A 25,545-nucleotide genomic window follows, 5' to 3' on the forward strand; every position below is an offset into this window, starting at 1 on the left:
TACTGCGCACGCCGGTGCTCGCGGACCCGATGCGTACCGCCCACGGCGGTGCCGGAGTCCAGCCAATGCCATGGGCAGGGATGGCATCGCCGATGGTCGGCGACGGCCCCGTCGTCTAGAATCTGGCGTGCCGAGCGCGATGGACCGCCATGCCTCCCGCCCAGGCTTTGCGCGCAATCACGTGAGCCTGCCGGAGCAACCGATGTTCGGACGCCTGTTCTTCCTGTTGCGCCTCGTCGGGGTGGGCATCGCCATCGTCGCATCGTTCGACGCGGTGGTGTTCCGCAGCGGATGGTATGCGCGGTGGTTGGAGCCGGAATCCGTCGCCGGCGCAACCCGCAGCACCGTGCGAAGGATCGAAGCGACGACACTGCCGGGGCGGCGCAACATCCTGGTCATCGGCAATTCGAAAGTCGGCGAAGGACTGTCGACCGTGCTCGCGGACAGCGCGGTCTCGACGCACGGCCTCCATTTCGTCGCAGGAGCCATCCCGGGTTCGGATGTCCGTATCTGGTACTACCTGTTGCGGGAAATCGATCCCGATGCACGCCGGTTCCGCGCGATTGTGCTCGCACCTCCATTGGCCGTCGATGAAGACCTGGCCAAGATGGCAGACCACGCCGCGGACATCGCCTATCTCACGACGCTGTTGCGCTTGGGCGACATCGCTTCGTTCCCGTCCTCGTTCGAGGACCCGATCCTTCGCGATCGCGCATCGAGGGCCATCCTCTTCCCGGCCCAGCCATTGCGCCGGGACGTCGCGACGTTCCTGTGGGCGCCTGCGCTGCGATATGCCAAGGTCAAGGACAGCGAGGCGAACGGCGTGGCGAACTACCTTCGCTACCCCGGGCGCAGCCAGGCATTTCCCGATCTCCCGATCGATCCCGCGACGCGGGCACCGTCCCGTTGGGACGGCATCGACGACCCTACCCGGCAAGGATTGCTGGACCACTATTTCCGATGGCTGCACGCACGTCCCGCTCCGGACGTGGTGGCGAGCAACGACCGCTACTATCGCCACTGGCTGGGTCTGCTCGTCGAGCGGTATCGGGGTACCGGCGTGCCGCTCATCCTGTTCGAGGCGCCGCGCGGGCCCTGGCACGGCTCGGAGGTTCCCGCGGCGGAGCCGAACGGTGCCATCGCCGACCTCATCGCGTCCGGCGACGTGCTCGCGTTGCCTGGAAGCACGTTCGTGGACATCGAGAGGCCGCACAACTTCTTCGATTTCCAGCACATGAACCGCGCAGGCCGGGAACTGTTCACCGCGCGCCTGGCGCAGCGCATCGAAGCACTGCTGCGCTGAGGCACGATGCTCTTCGACACGCTCGCCTATTGGCTTTTCTTCGCCGTCGTCCTGGCCGCCTACGCGGCGCTGGACACGCGCCGTGCACGGGTCCTGCTCGTGGTGGCGAGCTACTTCTTCTACGCGGTCTGGGACGTCCGGTTCTGCCTGCTTCTCGGCGGCGCCACGGTGGCGAACTACCTGTTCGGTACCTGGATCGACGCCCTCGATGGCGCGGCTCGCCGCAGAGCCGTCAGCGTGGCGATCGCCGCCAACCTCGCATTGCTCGGATTCTTCAAGTACTTCAATTTCTTCGTGGAGTCATTCGCCGCGCTGTGCGGATTGCCGGCGGACAGCCTGACGCTCCGCATCGTGTTGCCGGTAGGCATCAGCTTCATCACGTTCGAAGGCATCGCCTACGTCGTCGACGTGTACCGCCGCGACCTGCGCGCTGTCCGCAAGCCGCTCGATTTCGCCCTGTTCGTGAGCTTCTTCCCGCACCTGGTCGCGGGTCCGATCATCCGGCCGGTGGATTTCCTGCCGCAAGTCGGCCGGCCATTCGTCCTCGCCGACGACTCCGCGCGCTGGGGCTTGCGTGAAATCCTGAAGGGGCTCTTCAAGAAGCTCGCGTTGGCGAACTATCTCGCGCCGATCGCCGACGCCTGTTTCGGGAACGTGCCGTACGACGGCGTCGACGTCCCCGCCTGGACGGGCGTGCTCGCGTTCTCCCTGCAGATCTACTTCGACTTTTCCGGCTACACCGACATTGCGCGCGGATGCGCGCGCCTGCTCGGATACCGCTTTCCACCAAACTTCGAGCGGCCGTACCTGAGCACGAGCATCACGGAATTCTGGCGGCATTGGCACATCTCGTTGTCCACCTGGTTGCGCGACTACCTGTACATCCCGCTCGGCGGCAACCGTCGCGGTGTCGCGCGGACCTACGCCAACCTGCTGGTCGTGATGGGACTCGGCGGGCTCTGGCACGGTGCGAGCTGGAATTTCGCCGCGTGGGGCGTGTATCACGGCGTCCTGCTCGCGCTGCACCGCGCGCTGCGCCAGCGGATCGATGCATGGGGCTGGGCGCGGATTGTCGACTCGCCATCGGTCGCTCCGCTGTGGATGCTGCTGACGTTCGTCCTGGTGACCGTGGGATGGGTGCCGTTCCGCGCACCCGACTTCACGTCCACCCTGGCGACGCTGAAAGCCCTTTGCGCACCGCCCGACGTCGCGTTCGTCAGCGCGCATCCGGGAACGGTCATCATCCTCGTCGGCAGCCTGGCGTGGTGTCTGCTCGACCGCCACAGACGCTTGCAGGCGTGGTTCGTCGAGCGCGCGCCCTGGCCGGCCGCCGCGCTTGCGGTCGGCCTGGCGGGACTCGCGATCGAATTCTGCGCGTACGTCGACCAGCAGATCCCGTTCGTCTATTTCCAGTTCTGAGCGACCGCGCGCTCGCGGTGCCGTTCAGCCGCGCAAGCCGAGCCTCTTGCGCTCCATCCGGCGCAGGAACTCGTCCATGATGCGGCGGTAGAGGTCGTCGCCGAGGTAGGCATCCTCGACGCCGGCATCGATCGAAGGATTGTCGTTCACTTCGATGACAACCAGGCGATCGCCGGCCTGTTTGAGGTCGACGCCGTAAAGGCCGTCGCCGATCGGCGCGGTCGCCTTCAATGCGAGCTTGAGCACGTCGGCAGGAGCCGAGCGCACCGGCAGCGTCTCGAAGCCGCCGGACTTCGCCGTGCCCTTGGCGCCGTGGTTGTAGATCTGCCAGTGCCCGCGCGACATGTAGTACTTGCACGCGTACAGCGGCTCGCGGTTGAGCACGCCGATGCGCCAGTCGAATTCGGTGAACATGAATTCCTGCGCGAGCACCAGTGCAGTGTGCTGGAACAGGTCGTCAACGGCGGCCTTCAGCTGTTGCGGGTTCTCCGCCTTGACGATGCCACGCGAGAACGAGCCATCGGGAATCTTCAGCACGATCGGGAAGCCGAGCCGGTCGGGCAGTTCGGCGAGTTTCTTCGGCTCGTCGCGGTAGAGGATCTCGGTGCGCGGAGTCGCCAGCTTGCGCGAGCGCAACAGGTCATGCAGGTAGATCTTGTTGGTGCACTTGAGGATCGAGCTCGGGTCGTCGATGACGACCATGTCTTCCTTCTCCGCCTTGTTGGCGAAGCGGTAGGTGTGGTTGTCGAGCGCGGTCGTCTCGCGGATGAACAGGCCGTCGTATTCGGCCAGCCGGGTGTAGTCGTTCTTGGTCAGCGTGTCGACTTCGATGCCGAGCTCGGCGCCAGCGGCAACGAAGGACTTCAGCGCGCGCTTGTTCGACGGCGGCATCGGATCGCCGGGGTCGGCCAGCATGGCGAGGTCGAAGCGGAATTTCTTGCGCGCGCGCGGTTTGCGCCAGAGCTTCTTGGAAAACTTGTCGAGCGCCTGGGCGAACGCGTCTTCCTGTGCGTCCGCAAGCGTATGCAGGCCGGTCGGCTTGATCGCGGCGATCTGCCAGACCCGCTCGCGCTCGAACTCGATGCGCAGGATCGGGCACGGGAATGTCTCGAACACCTGACGCACGATGTCTTCGAGGCTTCCCGACGACGTCTCTCCGAAGTAGACGAGCACGCCGAAGTCGGTCGTGTCACGTCCGCCGTCGGGGAGGAACTTCGCGAGCTTCTGGTTGAGGTCGTCGATGTCGAGGCCGTACAGCGAGCGCCGGCGCAGATCGTTGATCGTGCGCACCGACGGGATCACCTTGTGACCGCGCGCCTCCGCCAGCAGAGACACGTAGTAGCCGGTGCCAAGGTACTTGAAGCTGCGGCACAGGTTGATGACCTGGGTGCGCTCGTCGTCGACGCCGATCGGCTCCTTCAGGTAATCCTGCGCCGTGACGACGTTGTCGGACGGGTAGTAGGAGCCCCAGTCCGAGGCTTTCTCGACGACGATGACGAGTCGACTCATGCACAGCGCCTGGATGCGGTATCGGGGGAGCGGATGCCTCGGGTCACTGCGCGCGGATCGACGGAATTGGCGGGAGCGGCAGGGACATGGGCGTTTGGCGGCGCGCAGTTTGACACAGGCGCGCGCGCGCCGGCAGTGCGAAACCGCGCAGGCGGGAGGTCCGTTAAGCGCGGATAAACGGATCGCGTCGTCGCATTGCGGTGCATGCCGGACCGGACTAGGCTGCGCCGTGCCCGCGCCCGCAGAACTCCACTCCCCGACCTCGACTGCCACGACGCATGTGCGTCGTGCGACCGGCGACGACCTCGATGCCCTCGTCGCGCTGGAACAGGCGACTTTCTCGCTCGACCGCATGAGCGAGCGCCAGTGGCGCCGCCACCTCGACAGCGCGAGCGCCGAGGTGCTCGTCGCCGTGCGCGAGCGCCGGCTGCTCGGCGCCGCGGTCGTGTTCTACCGGCGCGGCGGTGACATCGCGCGCCTGTATTCGATCGCGGTCGCCGCCAGCGAGCGCGGCGCGGGAACTGGCGCGTTCCTGCTCGCCGCGGTGGAGCGGGCCGCGCGTCAACGCGGCTGCAAGCGCCTGCGCCTCGAAGTCCGCGCCGACAACACCGCCGCGCAACGCCTGTACGAGCGCGCAGGCTATCGGTTGTTCGGCCTGCATCGTGCGTATTACGAGGACGGCACCGACGCACAACGCTACGAAAAGTCCTGGTAAGAAGCGCCCCTTGCGCGGCCGCGCCACTCCGGCGACGCCAAGGCATGTCATCCGGTCGCGCGCAGGGTGCGCTGCTACGGAGCGGGCGCGGCGGCGATCCTGCGTGCGGTTTCTTCGTCCGCCGGGCGCGCGACCAGTCCGCCGGCGGCGGCGAGCGTGACGACATAGCGGCCGTCATCGACCAGTGGCAGGTAGGCGGCGCTGCCGTAGTCGGCGTCGATCCATGGCAGCCACTGCGGGAAGCGCCGCTTCAACGTCCACAGGTCCGGCAACACCGAGTCGTCCAGCGCCACCACGCTCTTCATCGCCGTACGTTCCTGTGCGATGTCGCGATAGCGTCCGCCGATGCGTTCGAGCCGGTACAGCGGCGGCGCGCCGAGGATGACCGCGCGCGATGTCCACTTGATCACGCGCGCGTCGAGCTGCCAGTCGTCGCCGGCAAGCTCGACGTGTTGGCGCTCGCCATCCGGCGTCAGGATGTCGACCGCGTAACGTTGGGCAGAAAGCGCACGCGCTTCGATCCGCGCCACTTCGGCTTCCGCGGCGAGGCGCCGATAGCCCAGCAGCACGATGCCGGCGAGGCCGCCGAGCAGGGCGAAGCCGAGGAACACCAGGCACCACAGCACGCGCAAGGTCGCCGCGACGCGCCGCCGCTCGCGCCAGCGCCGGTGCGCGCCGACCCCGTGTCCGGTCGCGAACAACAGGCACACCACGGCCACACCGAACAACACCACCAGCAACGGCGTCAGGGACATCGGCGAGCGCTCCGCCACGACGGAGCCGACAGCATACCGGTGGTCGCGGTGAACCGCGGCTATACTGCCGGGCATGTCATTGCCGGACCCTGCCATGTCGCCTTCCCGATCGTTCCTGCGTCTGGCGCTGCTGCTCGCCGTGCTGCTGCTTGCCGCCTGCGGCAACAAGGGGCCGCTGGTCAAGCCCGCTGCCCCGGCGGCGCCGGCGCCGACGCACTGAACCCGCATGGTGTTGCGCTTCAGCAAGATGCACGGACTCGGCAACGACTTCGTCGTCGTCGACTGCCGTGACGCACCGCTCGGGCTCGACGTCGCGGCGATCCGCCGCCTCGGCGACCGCCACTTCGGGGTCGGCTTCGATCAGCTGCTGACGATCGAGCGCGCGCGGGATGCGTCGTGCACCTTCGCCTACGGCATCTGGAATACCGACGGTTCGCGCGCCGGCCAATGCGGCAACGGCGTGCGTTGCGTCGCGCGCTGGCTTGCGCGCGCGGGTGCGATCGGCGCCGGCATGACCCGCCTCGAAAGTCCTTCCGGCGCGGTCGCGGTCGAACTGCTCGCCGCCGGCGACGTGCGCGTCGACATGGGCGAGCCGGCCTTTGCGCCGAGCGCAATCCCGCTGCGCGCGGAACGCGAAGCCGACGCCTACTCGATCGACGTTGCCGGTCGCGAGGTGCGCATCGGCGCGGTGTCGATGGGCAATCCGCACGCGCTGGTCGAGGTCGACGACATCGACGCTGCGCCGATCGCTGTGCTCGGCCCGCAGATCGAGCATGCGGACGCATTCCCGCAACGCTGCAACGTCGGTTTCGCGCAGGTGCTCTCGCGCGGCGCGATCCGCCTGCGCGTATGGGAGCGCGGCGTCGGCGAGACTCTTGCCTGCGGCAGCGGGGCCTGCGCCGCGGTTGCGGTACTGCGCCGGCGCGCTAAGCTCGACGCCGAGGTGCGGGTCGCGCTGCCCGGCGGCGAGCTCGGGCTGCGTTGGGACGGCCCCGGTCATCCGGTCTGGATGCGCGGGCCGGCCACCTTCGTGTTCGAGGGCGAATGGCACGCCTGACGGAACGAGCACATGAACCGGTTTCACGCGACGAGGATCACATGAGCGAACTCAGCGTCAAGGAAGGTCTGAACGCGATGGACGTCGCGAGCTACCTGCGGCGTCACCCGGAATTCCTGCGCGAATTTCCCGATATCGCGATGGCCCTCGTGCTGCCGCGCGAGCAGGGCCAGGCCGCGTCGCTGGCGAGTTACCAGCTCGACGTGCTGCGCGACAAGAACCGCGAATTGAACCGTCGCCTGCACGATCTGATCGAGATCGCGCACGAGAACGAAGGCCTGATGGTGCGCGTGCACACGCTGACGCTTGCGTTGATGCGCGCACGCACGCTGGCCGAGACGACCAATGCGGTGGTCGCGGCTTTGACCGAGGACTTCAACACCGACCTCGTGCGCCTGGTGCTGTTCCGCGCCGATCCGGACTTGCCGGCGGCCGAATGGCTGATCGTCGAGCCGTCCGGTGCGAGCGCCTTCCCTGCGTTCTCCGAGTTTTTCAAGCGCGCCGACCCGCTGTGCGGGCGCTTGCAGGACGACAAGCTCGACGTGCTGTTCGGCGCGCGCGCGGCGACCGCGCAGTCAGCGGTACTGTTGCCGATTGGCACGGTCGGCATGCTCGCGATCGGCAGCCTCGACCCGAATCGCTTCCATCCGGGCATGGGCACGGTGTTCCTCAAGCTGATCGGCGAAGCGGTATCGACCGCGCTCGCGCGCTTCCCGGCCGGCTGAGATGGCGGCGGTCGCCGAAGGCGCGAGCCTGAGCGGCGCGATCGAGCGCTTTCTGCGCTACCTGCGCGACGAACGGAGCTACTCGGCGAGCACGGTCGAACATTACGCCCATGCACTCGCGCAGCTGGACGCTTTCGCCGAGCAACGCGGTCTCGGACGCTGGCGTGACCTGCGCGCCGATCAGGCGCAGGCCCTGCTCGCCGAACAGCATCGGCGCAAGGGCTACGCGCCGGCGACCCTGCGCGGAATCGCCTCGGCCTGGCGCAGCTTCTTCCGCTGGCTCGCGCGTGAAGGCGAAATCGAGGCGAATCCGGCCATCGGACTGCGTTCGCCCAAGGTCAAGCGCAAGCTGCCGCAGGTGCTCGATGCGGACGAGATGGCGCAACTTGTCGAGGTGCCGGGCGACGATCCCGACGCGGTGCGCGACCGCGCGTTGCTGGAGTTGCTCTACTCGAGCGGCCTGCGCGTCGCCGAACTGTGCAACATGCGCTGGCGCGACCTCGATGCCAGCGACGGTACCCTGCGCGTGACCGGCAAGGGCAACAAGACACGCATCGTGCCGGTCGGTGCGAAGGCGCTCGATGCGTTGCGTGCGCTGCGCGAGCAGGACGCCTGCGGTGACGCCGATCCGCTCGTGCGTGGCCGCCGCGGTGCGCCGCTGACCCCGAACGGCGTACGCGCGCGGCTGAAGAAGCGCGCGCAGGAACAGGGCGTGTGGAAGCGCGTCTACCCGCACCTGCTGCGGCATTCCTGCGCAAGCCATCTGCTCGAGTCCTCCGGCGACCTGCGCGCGGTGCAGGAACTGCTCGGCCATGCCGACATCGGCACGACGCAGATCTACACGCATCTGGATTTCCAGCATCTCGCCAAGGTCTACGACGCCGCGCATCCGCGCGCGAAACGCCGCGGCAGTGCGGGCGACGGGTAAGGTTCGACGGTGGACCAATAGACCGTGTTTCAATCTCCTGACTTTCGAGCCGGTCCAGGCCGAAGCCATCCGGGCTTGCATTCGGTATGGCCGGGCACTATCTCCTCGGTTCAAACCGTCAGGGCCGATCCATGGAAAGCTTCCACGCGACAACCATCGTTTCCGTGCGCCGCAACGGCCGCGTGGTCATCGGCGGCGATGGTCAGGTCACGCTCGGCAACACGGTCATGAAGGCGAACGCGCGCAAGATCCGTCGCCTTGGCAAGGGCGACGTGCTCGCGGGTTTCGCCGGCGCGACCGCCGATGCGTTCACGCTGTTCGAGCTGTTCGAGCAGAAGCTCGACAAGCACGGCGCGAACCTCACGCGCGCCGCGGTCGAGCTGGCGAAGGACTGGCGCACCGATCGCCGCCTCGGCCGGCTGGAAGCGATGCTCGCAGTCGCCGACAAGGACGCTTCGCTGCTGATCTCCGGCAATGGCGACGTGCTCGAACCGGAGCAGGGCATCATCGCGATCGGTTCGGGCGGGCCCTATGCGCTCGCGGCGGCGAAGGCGCTGCTCGAGAACAGCGAACTCGACCCACGCACGATCGTCGAGAAGGCGCTCGGCATCGCCGGCGACATCTGCATCTACACCAACCACAACGTGACGATCGAAGAGCTTTGAATGCAGGGCCGGGGCTGAGGATCGAGGGCCGGAACGCCCGCGAACCACACCCTTTTGGCCTCCGACCCCAGCCCTCGACCCTGAAGCCATGTCCGAACTGACACCCCGCGAAATCGTCCACGAACTCGACCGCTACATCATCGGCCAGCATGCGGCCAAGCGCGCGGTCGCGATCGCGCTGCGCAACCGCTGGCGGCGCATGCAGCTGGAGCCGGCGCTGCGCGATGAAGTCACGCCGAAGAACATCCTGATGATCGGACCGACGGGCGTCGGCAAGACCGAGATCGCGCGGCGTCTCGCGCATCTCGCGAATGCGCCGTTCATCAAGGTCGAGGCGACCAAGTTCACCGAGGTGGGCTACGTCGGCAAGGATGTCGAACAGATCGTGCGCGACCTTGCCGACGCCGCGGTCAAGATGGCGCGCGAGCAGGCGAAGACGCGCGTGCGCTCGCAAGCCGAGGATCGCGCGGAGGAGCGCATCCTCGACGCGCTGCTGCCCAAGCGCCAGCTGCACGGCTTCATGGGCGAGGCGCAGCAGGCCGACACGGGTGATTCGGACACCCGCCAGAAATTGCGCAAGCAACTGCGCGAGGGCGCGCTGGATGCGCGCGAGATCGAGCTGGAATTCGCTGCGAATGTCGGCGTCGACATCATGGCGCCGCCGGGCATGGAGGAAATGACGAACCAGTTGCGCGGCATGTTCCAGTCGCTCGCGGCGGGACAGAAGAGCCAGCCGCGCAAGCTGCCGATCGCACAGGCGCGCCCGCTGCTGGTCGAGGAGGAGGCCGGCAAACTCGTCAACGACGAGGAGATCAAGACGCAGGCGCTCGCGAACGCGGAACAGAACGGTATCGTCTTCATCGACGAGATCGACAAGATCGCCCAGCGCGGCGAATTCGGCGGCGCCGGCGTGTCGCGCGAAGGCGTGCAACGTGACCTGTTGCCGCTGGTCGAGGGTTCGTCGGTGTCCACCAAGTACGGCATCGTCAAGACCGACCACATCCTGTTCATCGCATCCGGCGCGTTCTCGCTGGCCAAGCCGTCCGACCTCGTGCCGGAGCTGCAGGGACGCTTTCCGATCCGGGTCGAGTTGGCCGCGCTGACCGCGGACGATTTCCGCCGCATCCTGGCCGAACCGCAGCACGCGCTGACCAAGCAGTACACGGCCCTGCTCGGCACCGAGGGCGTGACCCTCGAATTCGTGGATGACGGCATCGGGCGCCTCGCCGAGATCGCGTATCAGGTCAACGAGCGCAGCGAGAACATTGGCGCGCGGCGCCTGCACACGGTGCTCGAACGCCTGCTCGACGAGATTTCGTACGAGGCATCGGACAAGAGCGGCCAGCACTACCGCATCGACGCGGCCTATGTCGAGGCGCACCTCGGATCGCTGGTCAAGGACGAAGACCTGTCGCGCTACATCCTCTGAAGGCTGAATGGACCGCGTCGGTCTGCCATTCCATTCCTTGCACCGACCGGCCAAACCTCCGACCATACGCCCATGACTACTGTTGTCCCCTTCAAGGCGCGCGGCGCGCGCGCCGAATTGCGCGAAGCCTTCGAGCAGCGCATCCCGTTGCGGATCATGCGCGAGCGCCTGCATGCGGGCGTGATCCACGGCTACGTGATCGGCCTGTCGCGCGACTTCTGCCTGGTCGCCGAGGTCGGCGACACCATGCGCTACGACGGCTACATCGCGATCGCGATCGCCGACATCAGTGCGATCGAAGTCGACCCGTCGCGCGAGTTCGTCGAAAAGGCGCTTGCGTTGCGCGGCGAGACGCTTCAGGTGCCGGCCGGTTTCCAGCTCGACGACTGGGCCGCGATCGCGCGCTCGGCGATGGCCTGTGCGCCGCTGATCTCGCTCAACATGGTCGAGGACGACGAAGGCGAGATCAGCTACGTCGGCCAGCTCGACGAAGTCGAGGCGAATGGCCTTGTGCTGCGCGAGCTGGACCCGAACGCGCACTGGTATCCCGACAACGGCGCCTACGAATTCGAGGGCATGGGCTCGATCGGATTTGGTTCGGGCTATCTCGACGCGCTGTGGCAGGTCGCCGGAGCGCCCGGTGACCCGCTCGGTGCGCGCGCGCCGATGTCCGACACTCTCCACTAGTGCGACCGACCCTGATCGCGACTCGCATCTGCGCGATCGGGTTTCATCGGCTGGCGGATCGGGGAGTCCGGAACGGCCATCCATGGCCGTACTCTTGACGAACAACCGGAATCCACTCGGCCCGACCGGCGATCATGAACGCTCCGATTCCAACCCGCATCGTCCTGCATCGCGCGTCGCACGCACTCGAAGTCGAATTCGACGGCGGCGAAACGTTCCGCCTGCCAGCCGAATACCTGCGCGTGAATTCGCCGAGTGCGGAAGTACAGGGCCACGGCCCCGGCCAGAAGGTGCTGGTAGCCGGCAAGCGCGATGTCAATATCGACGCGGTCGAGCCGGTCGGCAATTACGCGGTGCTGCTGCGCTTCAGCGACGGCCACGCGACCGGTCTGTACTCATGGGATGTGCTGCACGAACTCGGACGCGACCATGCGCGCAACTGGCAAGGCTACCTCGACGCGCTCGGCGCGAACGGCTTGTCGCGATAAGGCGCTGACGCGGATGCGGCCGGCCCGATCGGGATCGTCCGCGTCGAGTTGGCGGAAAATCACCAGCCACCCCCACCGCCCCCGCCACCGCCACCACCGGACGAACCGCCCCCGCCGCCGCCTGACGACGAGCCGGGCGCGCTCGACGAAGAGGAAATCGCGCTGCCGAACGACGAGCCGATGTCGCTGGCGAATCCGCCAAGGTTGTTGATCGAGCTGCCGTGGTACCAGCCCGCGGCGGCGACCGCGGCGGCCGCTGCGACGGGTCCGACGGCGGCGGCGAATACATTGGTCCAGTTCTCCTCCACGCCGAGCGCGAGTGCGTACGGCAGCATGCGGTGGAACTGGTCCGCGCTCATCGGCGGCGCCTTCTGCGCGGCGAGTTCGTCGCGTTCGGCAACGCCGAGGTAGAGGCGCAGCCCGTCGATCTGGTCAAGCAGGCGGCGCCCGGTCGGGGTCGGCGCCTTCATCAGGTAAGCGAACAGCAGGTTTGTCGCGATCAGCCCGACGAGCGCGATCGCGAACGCCACCCCGGCGATCATCACGAGCATGCCGATTCCGGCCACTTCGCCGGCGATGAACGGCAGCGCGAACACGCTGATGAAGAGCGCGCCGATCGTCGCCGCCGCGCGCTTTCCGAGCGCGCCGCGCCGCACCTTGCGCCATGCGTTCACGACCTGCGCACACAATGCGAACACGCCGACGCTCCAGCCGCCGAGCCAGACCAGCATGAACGCGGCGCCGGCGGTGCGGCCTGCATCGCCCATGAGCAGGGCGGCGCCGATGAGCGCAGCAACGGTGATCAGCGCGCCGATGACGACGAGGCCGGTGTTCCTGCGGAAGTGGCTCTCCGCGTACGCGGCTTTCAACGCCTGCTTGTGCGCGTCGATGGCCTTGGAGATGCGCGCGTGCTCGGCCTGCCTGAACGTGAAATCGCTGGCGCCGCCGAGCAGGTCGGAGACCAGCCGTGACTCGATCGGTGGCAGCTCGGCCTTGCCGGCTCGTTCGATGCGGTAGTCGCCGTCGTCATCGGCGATGCGGATCGCCCCGCGCACCGCGGCATCGACGACGTCCGCCGCGACGCAGCGGTCGTCCCAGCCCATGCGCTCGACGTAGCGCAGCGCGCCCGGCGTGTGTCCGGTCGGCGGCTCGTACAGCGGAATGATCGTTCCCGGTCGTGGATCGCGGCCGACGCGTGACCACTGTACGGTGTAGTAGCTGAGCACCAGCAGCAGCCCGGCGACGAGCGCAAGCACGCCGGCGTTGTCGCCGAGGAACCACGCGACGCGTTGACGGTCCGTTGGCGCGGCGATGACGCCTTTCGGAAAGCCGACTGCAATGGTCAGGCCTTCGTGCGGCGCCAGTGCGTGCGTCGTCGCGAACACCGCGTGCGAGGCGCCGTCGGCGTTCGCGCTGTAGGCCTTGCCCTTGGCGCCCTGTACGCCGGTGTAGCCGTCGAGTTGCAGATGCGCGGGCGAGATCGAACCCGGCAACGCGACCTCGGCGCTGGCGTCGTCGATCGGGAACTCCCAACCGTTGCCGGTCACGTTCCAGTACAGCTCGTCGTGGTCGGCGAAGAAGCCGAGCTGGCGGTTCGTGTGGTAGTCGAACGAATAGGTGTATTCGCCGGGTGCGAGGGTCGTTTCCTTCGCGCCGAAATAGACACGGATTCCGTTGCTCTTGCGCTCGGTGTGGAACGGTTCGCTGGCATCGTCGCGGGTCAGCGCGCGCGGCTCGAACGCGACGCGCACGGCATTGCCGGCGCGGTCGCGATAGTCGGTCGGGAAGTCGCGGTAGATGCCGTGGCGGATGGCGTCCCCTTCCGCGCGCACGCGGATCGTCTCGGACACGTCCATGCCGCCGTCCGCGGCAATGTCGATCTTGCTGTGGAACGACAGGATGCGCTCGTCGGCGGCGGCGGCGAGCGGCCATGCGAGCAGTGCAGCCAGGAGGAATCGCAAGACACGGCGTACGGAATTCATGCGGGCGCCTCCTGGCCTTCACCCTGGCGGAAGAATTCGGCTGTGCCGATGCCGGTCGCGCGCGCAACCAGCAGCGACGGAAACGTTTCGACCTTGTTGTTCAGATCGCGCACGGCCCCGTTGTAGAAGCGCCGCGCGTACTGCAGATGGTCCTCGACGTCGACCAGATCGCGTTGCAGCGCGAGGAAGTTCTCGCTTGCCTTCAGGTCGGGGTAGCTCTCCTGCAGCGCGAGGATGCGTTGCACCTGCTCGGCCAGCTCGCCTTCGAGCCGGGCCTTGTCCTGCAGTGACGCGGCCGCCATCGCACGCACCCGCAGTTCCGTCACCAGCGTCAGCGTCGCGCGCTCGTGCGAGGCATAGCCCTGCACCGCGGCGACCAGCTGCGGCACCAGATCATGCCGGCGCGTCAGCTGTACGTCGATGTCGCTCCAGGCCGCGCGCACCTGGTTGCGCGCGCCGATGAGTTCGTTGAACACGACCACGACGGTCGCGACGACGACGAACGCGATCGCGCCAAGCCACCATATCAGCATGCGGAAGGTCCCCTGCGGCGGTTCGCGCGCATTATGCGTGAAGCGGGGCGGAGGGCGGCGGCCCGTCATCGTGCGGGATTTCGCTGTTCGACTCCGAGTCCTCCGCCCCCAGCCCGCGCCTTTCGGCCCCCAGCCCTCAGCCCTCAGCCCTGCGGTACGATTGCCGCCATGACCCAATCGCCCGACCCCCCAGGTACCACCCACTTCGGCTATCGCGACGTGCCCGAGGCCGACAAGGCGCGTCTGGTCGGCGAGGTGTTCACGTCCGTCGCACGCAACTACGACATCATGAACGACCTGATGTCGTTCGGCGTGCACCGGCTGTGGAAGCGCTATTTCGTCGCCACCAGCGGGGTGCGCGAGGGCGATCGCGTGCTCGACCTCGCCGGCGGCACCGGCGACATCGCGGCGCTGCTGCTGCCGAAAGTGGGCGCGAAAGGTAGCGTGGTCGTCGGCGACATCAACGGCGACATGCTGCGGGTCGGCCGCGACCGCCTGCTCGACCGTGGCCAGCTGCGCGGGCTCGACTGGTCGCAGATGGACGCCGAGGCGCTGCCATTTCCGGACAAGAGCTTCGATTGCGTGACGATGGCATTCGGCCTGCGCAACGTGACCCGCAAGGAGAACGCGCTGGCGGAGATCCATCGCGTGCTGAAGATCGGCGGTCGCGCATTGGTGCTGGAATTCTCTAGCGTGCGAGCGCAGTTCCTCAAACCCCTGTACGACTTCCATTCGTTCGAGGTGCTGCCGCGGATCGGCAAGTTGATCGCAGGCGATGAGGCGAGTTACCGCTACCTCGCCGAATCGATCCGCAAGCATCCGGACCAGGCGACGCTGAAGGCGATGATGGAAGCTGCCGGCCTCGCGCGCGTCGACGTGCGCAACCTGTCGGCGGGCATCGTCGCGATCCATCGCGGCTACCGCGTGTAGGCGGCGGTACGCGCACAGCGCAGGATGGTGTCGTTGCGGCACAATCGCGCGTGGCTTGTTGGCCCTTCGTAACTTCCGAGGTAACTCCGTGCTCCTGTCGCGTCTTGTCGCCCTTGCCGCTGCCTGCTTCGCCCTCGACGCCGGCGCTGCGCCCGATCCACACAGCTACGCGAACACCGATGCCGTGACGGTTCGCGCGCTGGCACTCGACCTCGCGGTCGACTTCGGCAAGCGCGAACTCGCCGGCAGCGCCGAGCTGCAGCTCGACTGGCGCGACAAGGCCGCGCGCTCGCTCGTGCTCGATACGCGCGACATCACCATCGAAGGCGTCGACGCGATCGATGCCGGTGCGCCACCGCGCGCTCTCAAGTTCCATCTCGACGCGCGCGATGCCGTGCTCGGATCGGCCCTGCACGTCGCTTTCGACCGGCAGGCTGCCGGCGTGCGCGTCCGTTACCACACCGCGCCGAGCGCGTCCGGCCTGCAGTGGATGACGCCGCCGCAGACCGCCGGCAAGCAGCAACCGTTCATGTTCTCGCAATCGGAGTCGATCCATGCGCGCAGCTGGGTGCCGCTGCAGGACACGCCTTCGGTGCGCTTCACCTATACCGCACATGTACGCGTGCCGAAGGCGTTGCGTGCGCTGATGAGTGCGGACAACGACGCCAAGCATGCGCTCGACGGCGACTACCGCTTCGCGATGGACAGGGCCATTCCTTCCTACCTGCTGGCGATCGCGGTAGGTGACATCGCGGTGCGCGAGACCGGTCCGCGCAGCGCGGTGTATGCGGAACCTTCGGTGGTCGAGGCGGCGGCGAAGGAATTTTCCGATACCGAGAAGATGATCGAAACCGCCGAGAAGCTGTATGGCCCGTATCGCTGGGGTCGCTATGACATCCTCGTGCTGCCGCCGAGCTTCCCGTTCGGCGGCATGGAGAATCCGCGCCTGACCTTCGCCACGCCGACCGTGATCGTCGGCGACAAGAGCCTGGTCTCGCTGGTCGCGCACGAACTCGCGCATTCGTGGTCCGGCAACCTCGTCACCAATGCGGCGTGGAAACACATGTGGCTCAACGAAGGCTTCACCAGCTACGTCGAGAACCGCATCGTCGAAGCGGTCTACGGCAAGGCGCAGGCCGACGAGGAATTCATCCTCGCCGCCGACGAACTGCGCGGCGAGCTCGACGAGATGCCGAAGCCCGACCAGCGCCTGGTGCCGGACTTCGACGGCCGCGACGCCGACGACGCCGGCTCCGATTTCGCCTACACCAAGGGCGCGTGGCTTCTGCGCACGCTCGAAGCGAAGTTCGGCCGCGACGCGTTTGACGCCTACCTGCGTGGCTACTTCGATCACTTCGCATTCCAGAGCATCACCACCGGACAGATGCTCGCGTACCTGGAGCCGAACCTGCTGGCGAAATATCCCGGCAAGATGAGCCTCGCCGAGGTCAAGGCGTGGATCGATGAGCCCGGCATCCCGGCCGACGCGAGCGTGCCGGCGTCGGAGCGTTTCACCTCGATCGGCAAGCAGCGCGGCGAATGGCTTGCCGGCACGCGCAAGGCCGCCGATCTCGACGCGAAGCACTGGAACACGCAGGAATGGATGTATTTCCTCGACGGTTTGCCGAAGCCGCTGAAGACGGCGCAGCTTGCCGAGTTCGACGCAACCTGGCACTTGACCGGCGCGGCGAACGCGGAGATCGCGCGGCGCTGGTACCTTGCCGCGATCCGCGCCGACTATCGTTTCGCACGCGAGCAGATGGCCGTCTACATGACGCGCATCGGCCGTCGTTATCTGGTCGTGCCGCTGTACGAGGAGCTTGCGAAGACGCGGCAGGGTCTCAAGTTCGCGCACGCGGTGTACGCAAAGGCGAAGCCGGGCTACCACCCGATGACGCAGGCGAGCATTGAGAAGGCGTTGAAGAACAAGCGTTGATCGCTGGAATTCTCTGGCGTAGGAGCTTCAGCGCCGCCCTCGCGACGATCTCCGGTCAGGAGCGGCGCAGCCGCGATCGGCATTTCGCGAGTCTCGGGATTTGCGACGACACCTGCGCATCCTGCGATCCGCAGTGGATGCCGACTTCGCCCCACGGATGGGGCGTCCCCTCCAAGGCAGTCTTTGCGCGGCGCCGCCGTCAGCGGCGCCGCGCCTTTTGATGTCCTTCGACTCCGCGCCTTCCAGCGCTGCGCTCAGGGTGAATGGGGTTCGGGTTGCCCTTCGACTGCGCGCTGGCGCGGCCGATGAAAATCCGCGCCCGTCTTCCATTGCGGGAACGGCGCATCCGCGGCGAGCTGGCGGCCGACGGCGTAGAACGCGTTCACGTCATCGACGACGCCACGGAAATCCCATTGCGGGTCGTAGACGTCGCCGGGCTTGTGGTAGCGGTGTTCGGTGTAATCGGCGTAGGCGCGTCGCCCGGCTTCTTCGCCGCCGTTGACGAGGTTGAGTCCGGAGCGCGCGTACAGGACCGGCACGCCGTGGCGGGCGAAGTTCAACTGGTCGGAGCGGAAGAAGAAGCCCTTGTCGGCGGCATCGTCGGGGACGACGTTGCGGCCCTGGTCGGCGGCCGCGCGGCGGATCCATTCGTCAAGGTCGGACTGGCCCCAGCTGATCACGGCGATGTCGTGCGTCGGCCCCATGATCGGCAACGCGTCGATGTTGATGTCGGCGATGGTGCGCGCGAGTGGGAACGCCGGGTGTGCGACGTAGTAGCGCGAACCGAGCAGGCTTGCTTCTTCCAGCGTATCGGCCAGGAACAGCACCGAGCGTTGTGGCGGCGGTTGCTGCCGCGCGAACGCCTCGGCGATCTCGAGCAGGGCGGCGACACCCGTGCCGTTGTCGATCGCGCCGTTGTAGATCTGGTGTCCGGGCAGCGCCGGATCGCGACCGAAGTGGTCCCAGTGCGCGGAGTAGACGACGACTTCGTCAGGATGCGTGCTGCCGGGCAGCAGGCCGAGCACGTTGTCGGAACTGGAACGCGTGATGCGGCTGTGGAACGCGAGCGACAGCTTCGCCGCGAGTGGGCGCGAGTGGAAACCTCGCAGGTCGGCACTTTGCTTGAGCGCATCGAAATCCACGCCGGCCTGCGCGAAAAGGCGTCGTGCGGCGTCGCTGGTGATCCAGCCGCCGGCGGCGACACGCGGCTCCGGATCTTCCTCGACCGGCAGGCTCTGCTGTCCGCCGCTCCAGCTGTTGACGACGACACTCCACGGGTAGCCGGCTGCGTCGGTGTCGTGCACGATGAGGCACGCGGCGGCACCCTTGCGCGCGGCTTCCTCCAGCTTGTAGGTCCAGCGGCCGTAGTAGGTCAGCGCGCGGCCCTTGAACAGCGTCTGGTCATGGTTGCCCCAGCCCGGATCGTTGGCGAGCACGATCACGGTCTTGCCTCGCACGTCGATGTCGGCGTAGTCGTTCCAGCGGTAGTCCGGCGCGTCCACCCCGTATCCGGCGAACACGATGTCGGACCCGGCGATGTCGACCGTCGGGTTCGCCGCGAGCGCGCCGACGATAATGTCCTTGCGGTAGGCATAGCGCTGTTCCGCCCCGCTTGCGGCGACGCGCAATTCGAGCGCGTCCGCGTCGATCACGCTGGCCTCGACCATCGGCACTGCCTGCAGCCAATGGCCGGCATTGCCGGGCTTGAGGCCGATCGACTCGAACTGCGCCTGGATCCACGCGGTAGTGGCATGCTCGCCCGCGGTGCCGGGCTTGCGTCCGTCGAACTCGTCCGAGGAAATCCGGCGCAGGCGGGCGGCGAAATCCGCGGCGGTGATCGCAGGCGACAAACGGCCTTCTTCGGTCGGCACCACCGGGTTCGTGGTCGAAGGCGATGTGCGCGTGCCGGCTACGGAAATCTCGTGTGTCTGGCAGGACGCCAGTGCGACCGTCGAAACGAGGATCAGCGCGGCACGGGGCGAAACGGGCATGCAAGCATCCTGCTGGCCTGGATGCCCGATTCTAGAACCTAACTCGACACTGCGTAGGCTCTGGCCCGGCGCCGCCCAAACGCGTGGACCTAAGGCTGTTCGCCACTGAACGCCTGCGCCTTCGCGCCCTTGATTTCACCGACCTTCGCGCTGTCGCTGACGTAGAGGTCGACCTCGCGGCGGAATTCGAGCGTGCCCTGCACGACCGCGCGCGGGCCGATCACGATGCGCGGGTTGCGCGGCTTGCCCCAGGACCAGCCGTGCGGCTTGTCGACCACGATGCCACCTTCGACGCGCGAGTCCGCGCCGATCTCGATGTCGCCGGAAACCGTCTCGATGCCGCCGCCGATGTGCGCCGCTTCGAGCACGAAACGGCCGTTCACGTTGGACGCGCGCCCGGCGATCTCGGCGCCCTTGGCGAGGCTTACGCCGCCGTTTACCGAGTCGACCGCGCCGCTGATGCGCGCGCCCTGGCCGAGCTCGATGCTGCCGTTGACGGTTTCCGCCGCGTCGGCGGTCACGCGCTCGCCGAGCTTGATGCTGCCGTTGACGGTCGACACCTTGGCGGCGCTGGCGCCGTCATCGACGCGGATCGAGCCGTTGACGGTACCGAGATCGCCGGCATGCTGGCTGCTCTCGATGTGGATCGATCCGTTTACCTTGTCGACGTCGACGCCGCGCGCGAACGCACCGGTGGCGAGGCAGAGCGAGACAAGGGCGGCGGTGAGGGCGGTCGAGCGATGCATGGCGGGCTCCGTTGGGTCGGTTCGCAGCTTGGATGCGCGTGCGGGCCAAATGGTTTGAACGACCGGGTGCCCCGCGTTCGGCTAGCATTGCGCCCTGTCCCTCGATCCGGAATGTGCCACGTGTCACGACCCAGGCCGATCCTGCTGCTGATCCTCGATGGTTGGGGCTACCGCGCCGAGACCGCACACAATGCGATTGCGCTGGCGAACGTGCCGAACTGGCGTCGCCTGCTGGCGCAGTGCCCGCATGCGCTGGTCGACACGCATGGCGAACACGTCGGCCTGCCGGACGGGCAGATGGGCAATTCCGAAGTCGGCCACATGAACATCGGCTCGGGCCGCATCGTCTACCAGGACCTTACCCGCATCGATGCGGCGATCGCCGACGGTTCGTTCAATACGAATGCCGCGCTGCTCGGCGCTTGCGATGCCGTACGCGCAACCGGCCGGACCCTGCACGTATTCGGCCTGGTTTCACCCGGTGGCGTGCACAGCCACGAGCGGCATATCCACGCGCTGCTCGACCTCGCGGCACGCCGCGGCGTCGCACGCGTGGCCGTGCATGCCTTCACCGACGGCCGCGACACACCGCCGCGCAGCGCCGCCGCGAGCGTCGCCGCGCTGGAGGCGAAATGCGCCGCGCTGGGCAATGCATGCATCGCGACGCTCAGCGGTCGCTACTACGCGATGGACCGCGACAACCGCTGGGAGCGCGTGCGGCTTGCCTGGGGCGCGATCGCGCAGGCACAGGCGGAGTTCCACGCAGCCACCGCGACGACTGCGCTCGCCGAGGCCTACGCGCGCGGCGAGAACGACGAGTTCGTCAAGCCGACGGTGATCGGCGCCGGTGCCGCAGTCGCCGACGGCGATGCGATCGTGTTCATGAACTTCCGCGCCGACCGCGCGCGCGAACTGTCGCACGCGTTCGTCGACACCGAGTTCGACGGCTTCGCGCGTCCGCGCCGACCGCGCCTGTCGGCTTTCGTCACCCTGACCGAATATGAGCAGGGGCTGGCGGCGAGCGCGATCGCCTATCCGCCGCAATCGATGCACAACACGCTCGGCGAGTACCTGGAAGCGCAGGGGATGAGCCAGCTGCGCATCGCCGAAACGGAAAAGTACGCACACGTCACGTTCTTCTTCTCCGGTGGCCGCGAAGCGCCTTTCGAGCGCGAACAGCGCATCCTCGTGCCTAGTCCGAAGGTTGCGACCTACGACCTGCAACCGGAAATGAGCTGTCCGGAGTTGACCGATCGGCTGGTCGAGGCGATCGCGTCGGGCGAATTCGATTTCATCGCCTGCAACATCGCGAATCCGGACATGGTCGGCCATACCGGCATCGAGGCCGCCGCGATAAAAGCCGCCGAGGCGGTCGATGCCGCGCTTGGCCGCCTGGTCGAGGCGATCCGCGCCGCCGGCGGCGAGATGCTGGTGACCGCCGACCACGGCAACCTCGAACAGATGGTCGACGAGAATGGCGAGCCGCACACCCAGCACACGGTTGGCCCGGTGCCGCTGGTCTACGTCGGGCGCAAGGCGCGCCTGCACCACGGCGCACTGCGCGACCTCGCGCCGAGCGTGCTCGCGCTGATGGGTTTGCCGCAACCGCCCGAGATGAGCGGCCGCAACCTGGTCGAATTCGTCTAGGTGAAACGCATCCATCTTGTCGCCGCTTGCCTCGTGCTCGCGCTTGCCGCCTGCGCGCCTGCGCGCGCGCAGGATGTCGAAGCAGCGAAGCGTGCAGCGCAGGAAGCCGAAGCCAAGAAGAAGCTCGATGGCGTGCGCGCCGAGATCAGGGCGCTGGCCGAGCAGCAGCGCGCCGCGAATGGCGAGCGCGACGATGCATCGCGCGCATTGCGCGAGAAGGAACTCGCGCTTGGCTCGGTCGCGCGCGAGGTGCATGCGCTTGATGAGCGCATGTCGGCGCAGCAGCAGCAGCTCGACGAGCTGGACGCGCAGCGCGCGAGGCTCGACGCAAAGTTGAAATCCCAGCGCGACGCATTGGGCGGGTTGCTGCGTTCGGCCTACGCGCTCGGCCACGGCGAGGAACTGAAGCTGCTGTTGCAACAGGACGATGTCGCGGCGATCTCGCGCGTTCTGGCCTACCACCGCTACTTCCAACGCGCACAGGTCGCGCAGATCGAGCGCCTGCTTGGCGACATGAAGCAGCTGGCCGACGTGCAGGCGACGATCCGCAGCGCCACCGCGGAACTGGCCGCGACGCGCGATGCGCGCAGCGCGGAGGGAGCGAAGCTCGAAGCCGAACGCACGGCGCGCACCGAGCTGCTCGCGCAAATCGAGGCGAAGCTCAAGGACCAGGGCGCGCGCATCGCCGCGCTCGGTCGCAACGAATCCGAGCTGACCTCGCTGCTGGAGCGCCTGCGCGACGTGTTCGCCGATATCCCCAAGCAGCTCGCCGGCGACGAATCGTTCGCCAGCCTACGCGGGCGGCTGGCGTGGCCGCTGCAAGGCAAGGTCGTTTCCGGATTCGGCGCGAGCGACGAATCCGGCCGGCGCAGCAGCGGCATGCTGCTCGCGGCGAAGACCGGCAGCGCCGTGCATGCGGTCTCGCACGGTCGCGTCGCGTTTGCCGACTGGCTGCGCGGCTACGGCCTGCTGTTGATCGTCGACCACGGCGACGGCTATCTCAGCCTGTACGGCTGCAACGAAGCGTTGCTGAAGGACGTCGGCGACTGGGTCGATGCGGGTGAAACGATCGCGACCAGCGGCGCAAGCGGCGGGCAGAAGGCGGCTGGCCTGTATTTCGAGCTGCGCGCGAAGGGCCAGGCGGTCGATCCGCGTGGCTGGTTGCGCTGAACGATCCGCGCGATCCGTGGTCTGCAAGCGCGACGCCATGCTGCGCTCGACGCCAACCGTCGAGGTAGGATCTACACTCGTGCCATCTTCGCGAGGCCGCTCCGATGTCCACACGATTCACCGTATCCCTGTCGCTGGCTCTCTGCAGCGCCTGCGCATTCGCGGCTGATCCGCCGCCTGCTGACGTGCCGGCCAAGGTTGCGAGCACGCCCGCCAGCGGCCGCGTCGATCTGGCCGACCTGCGCGCGTTCACCGCGGTCTACAGCCTGGTCAAGCAGGCCTACGTCGACGACGTCGACGACCACCGCCTGATGCAGGCGGCGATCCGCGGCCTGCTCGCCGGCCTCGATCCGCACAGCGAATACCTTGGCAAGCAACAGCTCGAGGACCTGACCGAAGACACCACCGGCAGTTACGCCGGCCTCGGCATCGAAGTCTTGCAGGTCGATGGTTCGCTGCGCGTGATCGCGCCGATCGACGACTCGCCGGCCGAGCGTGCCGGCATCAAGGCCGGCGACACGATCGTGCGCATCGACGGCAAGGCGTTGCAGGCGGACGACCTCGATGCGGCGATCGCCAGCCTGCGCGGCAAGCCGGGTACCCCGATCACGCTGAGCGTGCTGCACGAAAAGCAGACCGTGCCGGTCGACGTGCCGCTCAAGCGCGAGGTGATCCGTGTCGCGAGCGTGCGCGGACGCCTGCTCGAACCGGGCTACGCCTACCTCAGGATCGGCCAGTTCCAGGCCGAAACCGGCGCGCAACTGCGCCGCCGCATCGAACGCCTCAGCGCCGACAACAAGGCTCCGCTGCGCGGCGCGGTGCTCGACCTGCGCAGCAATCCCGGCGGCCTGCTCACCTCCGCGGTCGAGGTCGGCGACGAATTCCTCGACAGCGGCGTGATCGTCAGCACGCATGGCCGCGTGAAGGAATCGGACCTGAGTTTCCGCGCGACGCCGGGCGACCTGCTCGCCGGCGCGCCGATGGTCGTGCTGGTCGACAATGGCACTGCATCGGCGGCGGAAATCGTCGCCGGCGCGCTGAAGGACAACCATCGTGGCCTGCTGATGGGGCGGCGCACGTTCGGCAAGGGCTCGGTGCAAACCGTGCTTCCGCTCGATGCCGAGCATGCGGTGAAGCTGACCACGGCGCGTTACTTCACGCCGAGCGGGACCTCCATCCAGGCCGCCGGCATCCAGCCGGACATCGCCCTCGCCGATCTCTCCCTGAGCCAGCGCGACAGCGAGGCAACACCCGCATTCGGCGAACGCGACCTGCGCAACCACCTCAAGGGCGCGAACGAGAGCGACGGCGGTGACGCACCAGGCACCGCGCGGCGCGACCTGCAGCAGGACTACGCGCTGAACGAGGCGCTGAATGCGTTGAAGGCGCTCGCCCTGCGAGGAAAGCCGCCCGCACCACCTTCAACGCCAAGCAGCAGGGGCTGATCGCCGCTGGCGCGACCGGCCCGCGAGGCAATCGGCTCGTCGCGGTTGCGTACAGCGAGCGCTTCTTCCCTATCCAACGAGAAGACGACATGTTCATGAAAGACTGGATGCACGGCAACAAGCGCTACGTCGCGTTCCTGCTGCTGTTCGGCGTGTTCCGCACAGCCATTGCCGACTGGAATCCGGTCCCGACCGCGTCGATGCGCCCGACCATCCTCGAAGGTGATGTGGTGCTCGTCGATCGCCTCGCCTACGACCTCAAGGTTCCGCTGACCGACATCGTGCTCGCGCGACTCGGCGATCCGCGGCGCGGCGACATCGTCACGTTTTCGTCGCCGGCAGACGGCATGCGCCTGATCAAGCGCGTCGTCGGCGTGCCCGGCGATGTCGTCGAGATGCGTGACAACCATCTGATCGTCAACGGCGAACAGGCGCACTACGCCGGGATCGAACGCGAATCACCCGCGCACGTCGGCCAGCACGGCATCGCCGCATTGCGCGAAACGGAATCGATCGCCGGCAGCGAGCGCATCGTGCAATGGCTGCCCGGGCTGCCGTCGCGTTCGAGTTTCGGCCCGTTGACGGTGCCGCAGGACCAGTACCTCATGCTCGGCGACAACCGCGACAACAGCGAGGATTCGCGCTACATCGGTTTCGTGCCGCGCGAAAGACTCATCGCGCGCGCGACCCGCGTGCTTGTCTCCGCCGACATCAAGGACCGCTGGCAGCCGCGCCTCGGTCGCACGGGCTCGGCGTTGCGGTGATCTTGACGAATCACGAATCCCGTCCTCAGTTCCTCAACCGCCGCGCAATCGCCGGCTTCGACAGCGTCGCGAGCAGGATGCCGATGAGGAAGCCCGCGATGTGGGTCCACCAGGCGACCGCGCCGAACGCGGGGCCGACGTAGGTGAACAGCAACTGCAGCGCGGCCCAGAAGCCGATCAGCAGCGGCGCCGGGATGCGCACGAATTCGAGGAACACGCCGAGTGGCAGCACGAGGCCGAGGCGGGCGCGGGGAAACAACGCGAGGTAGGCACCGACCACCGCCGACACCGCACCACTGGAGCCGATGATCGGTGCGTTGGTGCCGGCCAGCGTCAGCGCACCGACGAGGTTCGCGAGCGCGCCGCAGACGACGAACAGGGCGAGGAAACGCGACGAGCCGAGCGCGCGTTCGGCCGACACGCCGAACACGATCAGGAACAGCAGGTTGCCGGTCAGATGCAGCCAGTCGGCATGGAAGAAGATCGCGGTGACCAGACGCACCGCGCGCAGCTCGAGCAGCTGTTGCCACCACGAGACGTTCGGGTCGAGCAGGGTCGAGGGCACCGTGCCCCAGCGCGTAAGCACGACCAGACGATCCGTTGCGGGCAGGGTCACCAGCCACAGGAACGCGACCACGCACGCGGCGACGATCAGCAGGGTCGCCCACGGCGGACCGGTTCGGCGACGGCTCGGCAACTGCACGAACACGTCGTCGTCTCC

The 25,545-nt window shown here is 67.5% G+C and carries 24 protein-coding genes; 17 read left to right on the forward strand and 7 right to left on the reverse strand.

Annotated features, from left to right (window positions below):
* Nucleotides 1-202: 202 nt before the first annotated feature.
* A complete protein-coding gene (locus ACILRJ_RS03325) occupies nt 203-1,303 on the forward strand; it encodes a hypothetical protein (RefSeq protein WP_395680353.1) in 1,101 nt (366 codons plus the stop codon).
* 6 nt (nt 1,304-1,309) lie between these two features.
* Nucleotides 1,310-2,722 (forward strand): MBOAT family O-acyltransferase, encoded by a 1,413-nt coding sequence (locus ACILRJ_RS03330; RefSeq protein WP_395680355.1) that lies wholly within the window; start codon nt 1,310-1,312, stop codon nt 2,720-2,722.
* Nucleotides 2,723-2,746: 24 nt separating this feature from the next.
* On the opposite strand, the gene ACILRJ_RS03335 is transcribed toward ACILRJ_RS03330, so the two are convergent.
* Nucleotides 2,747-4,231: a RimK family protein gene (locus ACILRJ_RS03335; RefSeq protein ID WP_395680357.1), complete on the reverse strand. Its 1,485-nt coding sequence runs from the start codon at nt 4,229-4,231 to the stop codon at nt 2,747-2,749.
* A 229-nt stretch (nt 4,232-4,460) separates the two neighbouring features.
* Here ACILRJ_RS03335 and ACILRJ_RS03340 point away from each other — a divergent pair, with 229 nt between their 5' ends.
* A complete protein-coding gene (locus ACILRJ_RS03340; protein WP_395680359.1) occupies nt 4,461-4,946 on the forward strand; it encodes a GNAT family N-acetyltransferase in 486 nt (161 codons plus the stop codon).
* A 74-nt stretch (nt 4,947-5,020) separates the two neighbouring features.
* On the opposite strand, the gene ACILRJ_RS03345 is transcribed toward ACILRJ_RS03340, so the two are convergent.
* Nucleotides 5,021-5,701: a hypothetical protein gene (locus ACILRJ_RS03345; RefSeq protein ID WP_395680361.1), complete on the reverse strand. Its 681-nt coding sequence runs from the start codon at nt 5,699-5,701 to the stop codon at nt 5,021-5,023.
* A 94-nt stretch (nt 5,702-5,795) separates the two neighbouring features.
* Between ACILRJ_RS03345 and ACILRJ_RS03350 the strand changes: the two genes are divergently transcribed.
* The 8 genes from ACILRJ_RS03350 to ACILRJ_RS03385 all read left to right on the forward strand — a co-directional run bounded on the left by ACILRJ_RS03350 (nt 5,796) and on the right by ACILRJ_RS03385 (nt 11,680).
* Nucleotides 5,796-5,921 carry an LPS translocon maturation chaperone LptM gene (locus ACILRJ_RS03350; protein ID WP_395680363.1) on the forward strand — a complete coding sequence of 42 codons (126 nt, stop codon included), beginning with the start codon at nt 5,796-5,798 and terminating at the stop codon, nt 5,919-5,921.
* 6 nt (nt 5,922-5,927) lie between these two features.
* Nucleotides 5,928-6,758, forward strand: a complete 831-nt coding sequence (gene dapF, locus ACILRJ_RS03355) for a diaminopimelate epimerase (RefSeq protein ID WP_395680365.1) — start codon at nt 5,928-5,930, stop codon at nt 6,756-6,758.
* 41 nt (nt 6,759-6,799) lie between these two features.
* The gene (locus tag ACILRJ_RS03360; protein WP_395680367.1) at nt 6,800-7,483 is read left to right on the forward strand and encodes a DUF484 family protein; all 684 of its coding nucleotides are present in this window, start codon (nt 6,800-6,802) and stop codon (nt 7,481-7,483) included.
* Nucleotide 7,484: 1 nt separating this feature from the next.
* On the forward strand, nt 7,485-8,411 hold the full coding sequence (locus ACILRJ_RS03365; protein WP_395680369.1) for a tyrosine recombinase XerC: 927 nt from the start codon (nt 7,485-7,487) through the stop codon (nt 8,409-8,411).
* Between the two features lie 131 nt (nt 8,412-8,542).
* Entirely contained in the window at nt 8,543-9,076 is a 534-nt protein-coding gene (gene hslV, locus ACILRJ_RS03370; RefSeq protein WP_395680371.1) for an ATP-dependent protease subunit HslV, read from the forward strand.
* Nucleotides 9,077-9,164: 88 nt separating this feature from the next.
* Nucleotides 9,165-10,505 (forward strand): ATP-dependent protease ATPase subunit HslU, encoded by a 1,341-nt coding sequence (hslU, locus tag ACILRJ_RS03375; protein WP_395680373.1) that lies wholly within the window; start codon nt 9,165-9,167, stop codon nt 10,503-10,505.
* A gap of 72 nt (nt 10,506-10,577) precedes the next feature.
* Complete coding sequence (locus ACILRJ_RS03380) at nt 10,578-11,192, forward strand: hypothetical protein (RefSeq protein WP_395680375.1); 615 nt, start codon at nt 10,578-10,580, stop codon at nt 11,190-11,192.
* A gap of 134 nt (nt 11,193-11,326) precedes the next feature.
* A complete protein-coding gene (locus ACILRJ_RS03385; RefSeq protein WP_395680377.1) occupies nt 11,327-11,680 on the forward strand; it encodes a gamma-butyrobetaine hydroxylase-like domain-containing protein in 354 nt (117 codons plus the stop codon).
* Nucleotides 11,681-11,739: 59 nt separating this feature from the next.
* On the opposite strand, the gene ACILRJ_RS03390 is transcribed toward ACILRJ_RS03385, so the two are convergent.
* Complete coding sequence (locus tag ACILRJ_RS03390; RefSeq protein WP_395680380.1) at nt 11,740-13,662, reverse strand: DUF2207 domain-containing protein; 1,923 nt, start codon at nt 13,660-13,662, stop codon at nt 11,740-11,742.
* Nucleotides 13,659-14,195: a LemA family protein gene (locus ACILRJ_RS03395; protein WP_395680382.1), complete on the reverse strand. Its 537-nt coding sequence runs from the start codon at nt 14,193-14,195 to the stop codon at nt 13,659-13,661. The genes ACILRJ_RS03390 and ACILRJ_RS03395 overlap by 4 nt, the downstream gene beginning before the upstream one ends.
* A 168-nt stretch (nt 14,196-14,363) precedes the next feature.
* Between ACILRJ_RS03395 and ubiE the strand changes: the two genes are divergently transcribed.
* Together ubiE and ACILRJ_RS03405 are read left to right on the forward strand one after the other, a co-directional pair.
* The gene (gene ubiE / locus ACILRJ_RS03400; protein WP_395680384.1) at nt 14,364-15,125 is read left to right on the forward strand and encodes a bifunctional demethylmenaquinone methyltransferase/2-methoxy-6-polyprenyl-1,4-benzoquinol methylase UbiE; all 762 of its coding nucleotides are present in this window, start codon (nt 14,364-14,366) and stop codon (nt 15,123-15,125) included.
* An 88-nt stretch (nt 15,126-15,213) separates the two neighbouring features.
* Complete coding sequence (locus ACILRJ_RS03405; protein ID WP_395680386.1) at nt 15,214-17,061, forward strand: M1 family metallopeptidase; 1,848 nt, start codon at nt 15,214-15,216, stop codon at nt 17,059-17,061.
* Between the two features lie 254 nt (nt 17,062-17,315).
* Here ACILRJ_RS03405 and ACILRJ_RS03410 read toward each other — a convergent pair whose 3' ends face one another.
* Complete coding sequence (locus tag ACILRJ_RS03410) at nt 17,316-19,052, reverse strand: M28 family metallopeptidase (RefSeq protein WP_395680388.1); 1,737 nt, start codon at nt 19,050-19,052, stop codon at nt 17,316-17,318.
* Between the two features lie 89 nt (nt 19,053-19,141).
* Nucleotides 19,142-19,798, reverse strand: a complete 657-nt coding sequence (locus ACILRJ_RS03415) for a hypothetical protein (RefSeq protein WP_395680390.1) — start codon at nt 19,796-19,798, stop codon at nt 19,142-19,144.
* A 120-nt stretch (nt 19,799-19,918) separates the two neighbouring features.
* Between ACILRJ_RS03415 and gpmI the strand changes: the two genes are divergently transcribed.
* From gpmI to lepB, 4 genes are all read left to right on the forward strand, one after another.
* Nucleotides 19,919-21,445, forward strand: a complete 1,527-nt coding sequence (gene gpmI / locus ACILRJ_RS03420) for a 2,3-bisphosphoglycerate-independent phosphoglycerate mutase (RefSeq protein WP_395680393.1) — start codon at nt 19,919-19,921, stop codon at nt 21,443-21,445.
* Entirely contained in the window at nt 21,446-22,615 is a 1,170-nt protein-coding gene (locus ACILRJ_RS03425; RefSeq protein WP_395680395.1) for a murein hydrolase activator EnvC family protein, read from the forward strand.
* A 104-nt stretch (nt 22,616-22,719) separates the two neighbouring features.
* Nucleotides 22,720-24,060 carry a S41 family peptidase gene (locus ACILRJ_RS03430; RefSeq protein WP_395680397.1) on the forward strand — a complete coding sequence of 447 codons (1,341 nt, stop codon included), beginning with the start codon at nt 22,720-22,722 and terminating at the stop codon, nt 24,058-24,060.
* A gap of 89 nt (nt 24,061-24,149) precedes the next feature.
* The gene (lepB, locus tag ACILRJ_RS03435) at nt 24,150-24,824 is read left to right on the forward strand and encodes a signal peptidase I (RefSeq protein ID WP_395680399.1); all 675 of its coding nucleotides are present in this window, start codon (nt 24,150-24,152) and stop codon (nt 24,822-24,824) included.
* A gap of 25 nt (nt 24,825-24,849) precedes the next feature.
* On the opposite strand, the gene ACILRJ_RS03440 is transcribed toward lepB, so the two are convergent.
* Nucleotides 24,850-25,533, reverse strand: coding sequence for a rhomboid family intramembrane serine protease (locus tag ACILRJ_RS03440; protein WP_395680401.1), 684 nt, complete (start codon nt 25,531-25,533; stop codon nt 24,850-24,852).
* Nucleotides 25,534-25,545: the final 12 nt, after the last annotated feature.

Source organism: Dokdonella sp. (assembly GCF_044227025.1).
In the GTDB taxonomy this organism is placed as follows: domain Bacteria; phylum Pseudomonadota; class Gammaproteobacteria; order Xanthomonadales; family Rhodanobacteraceae; genus Dokdonella_A.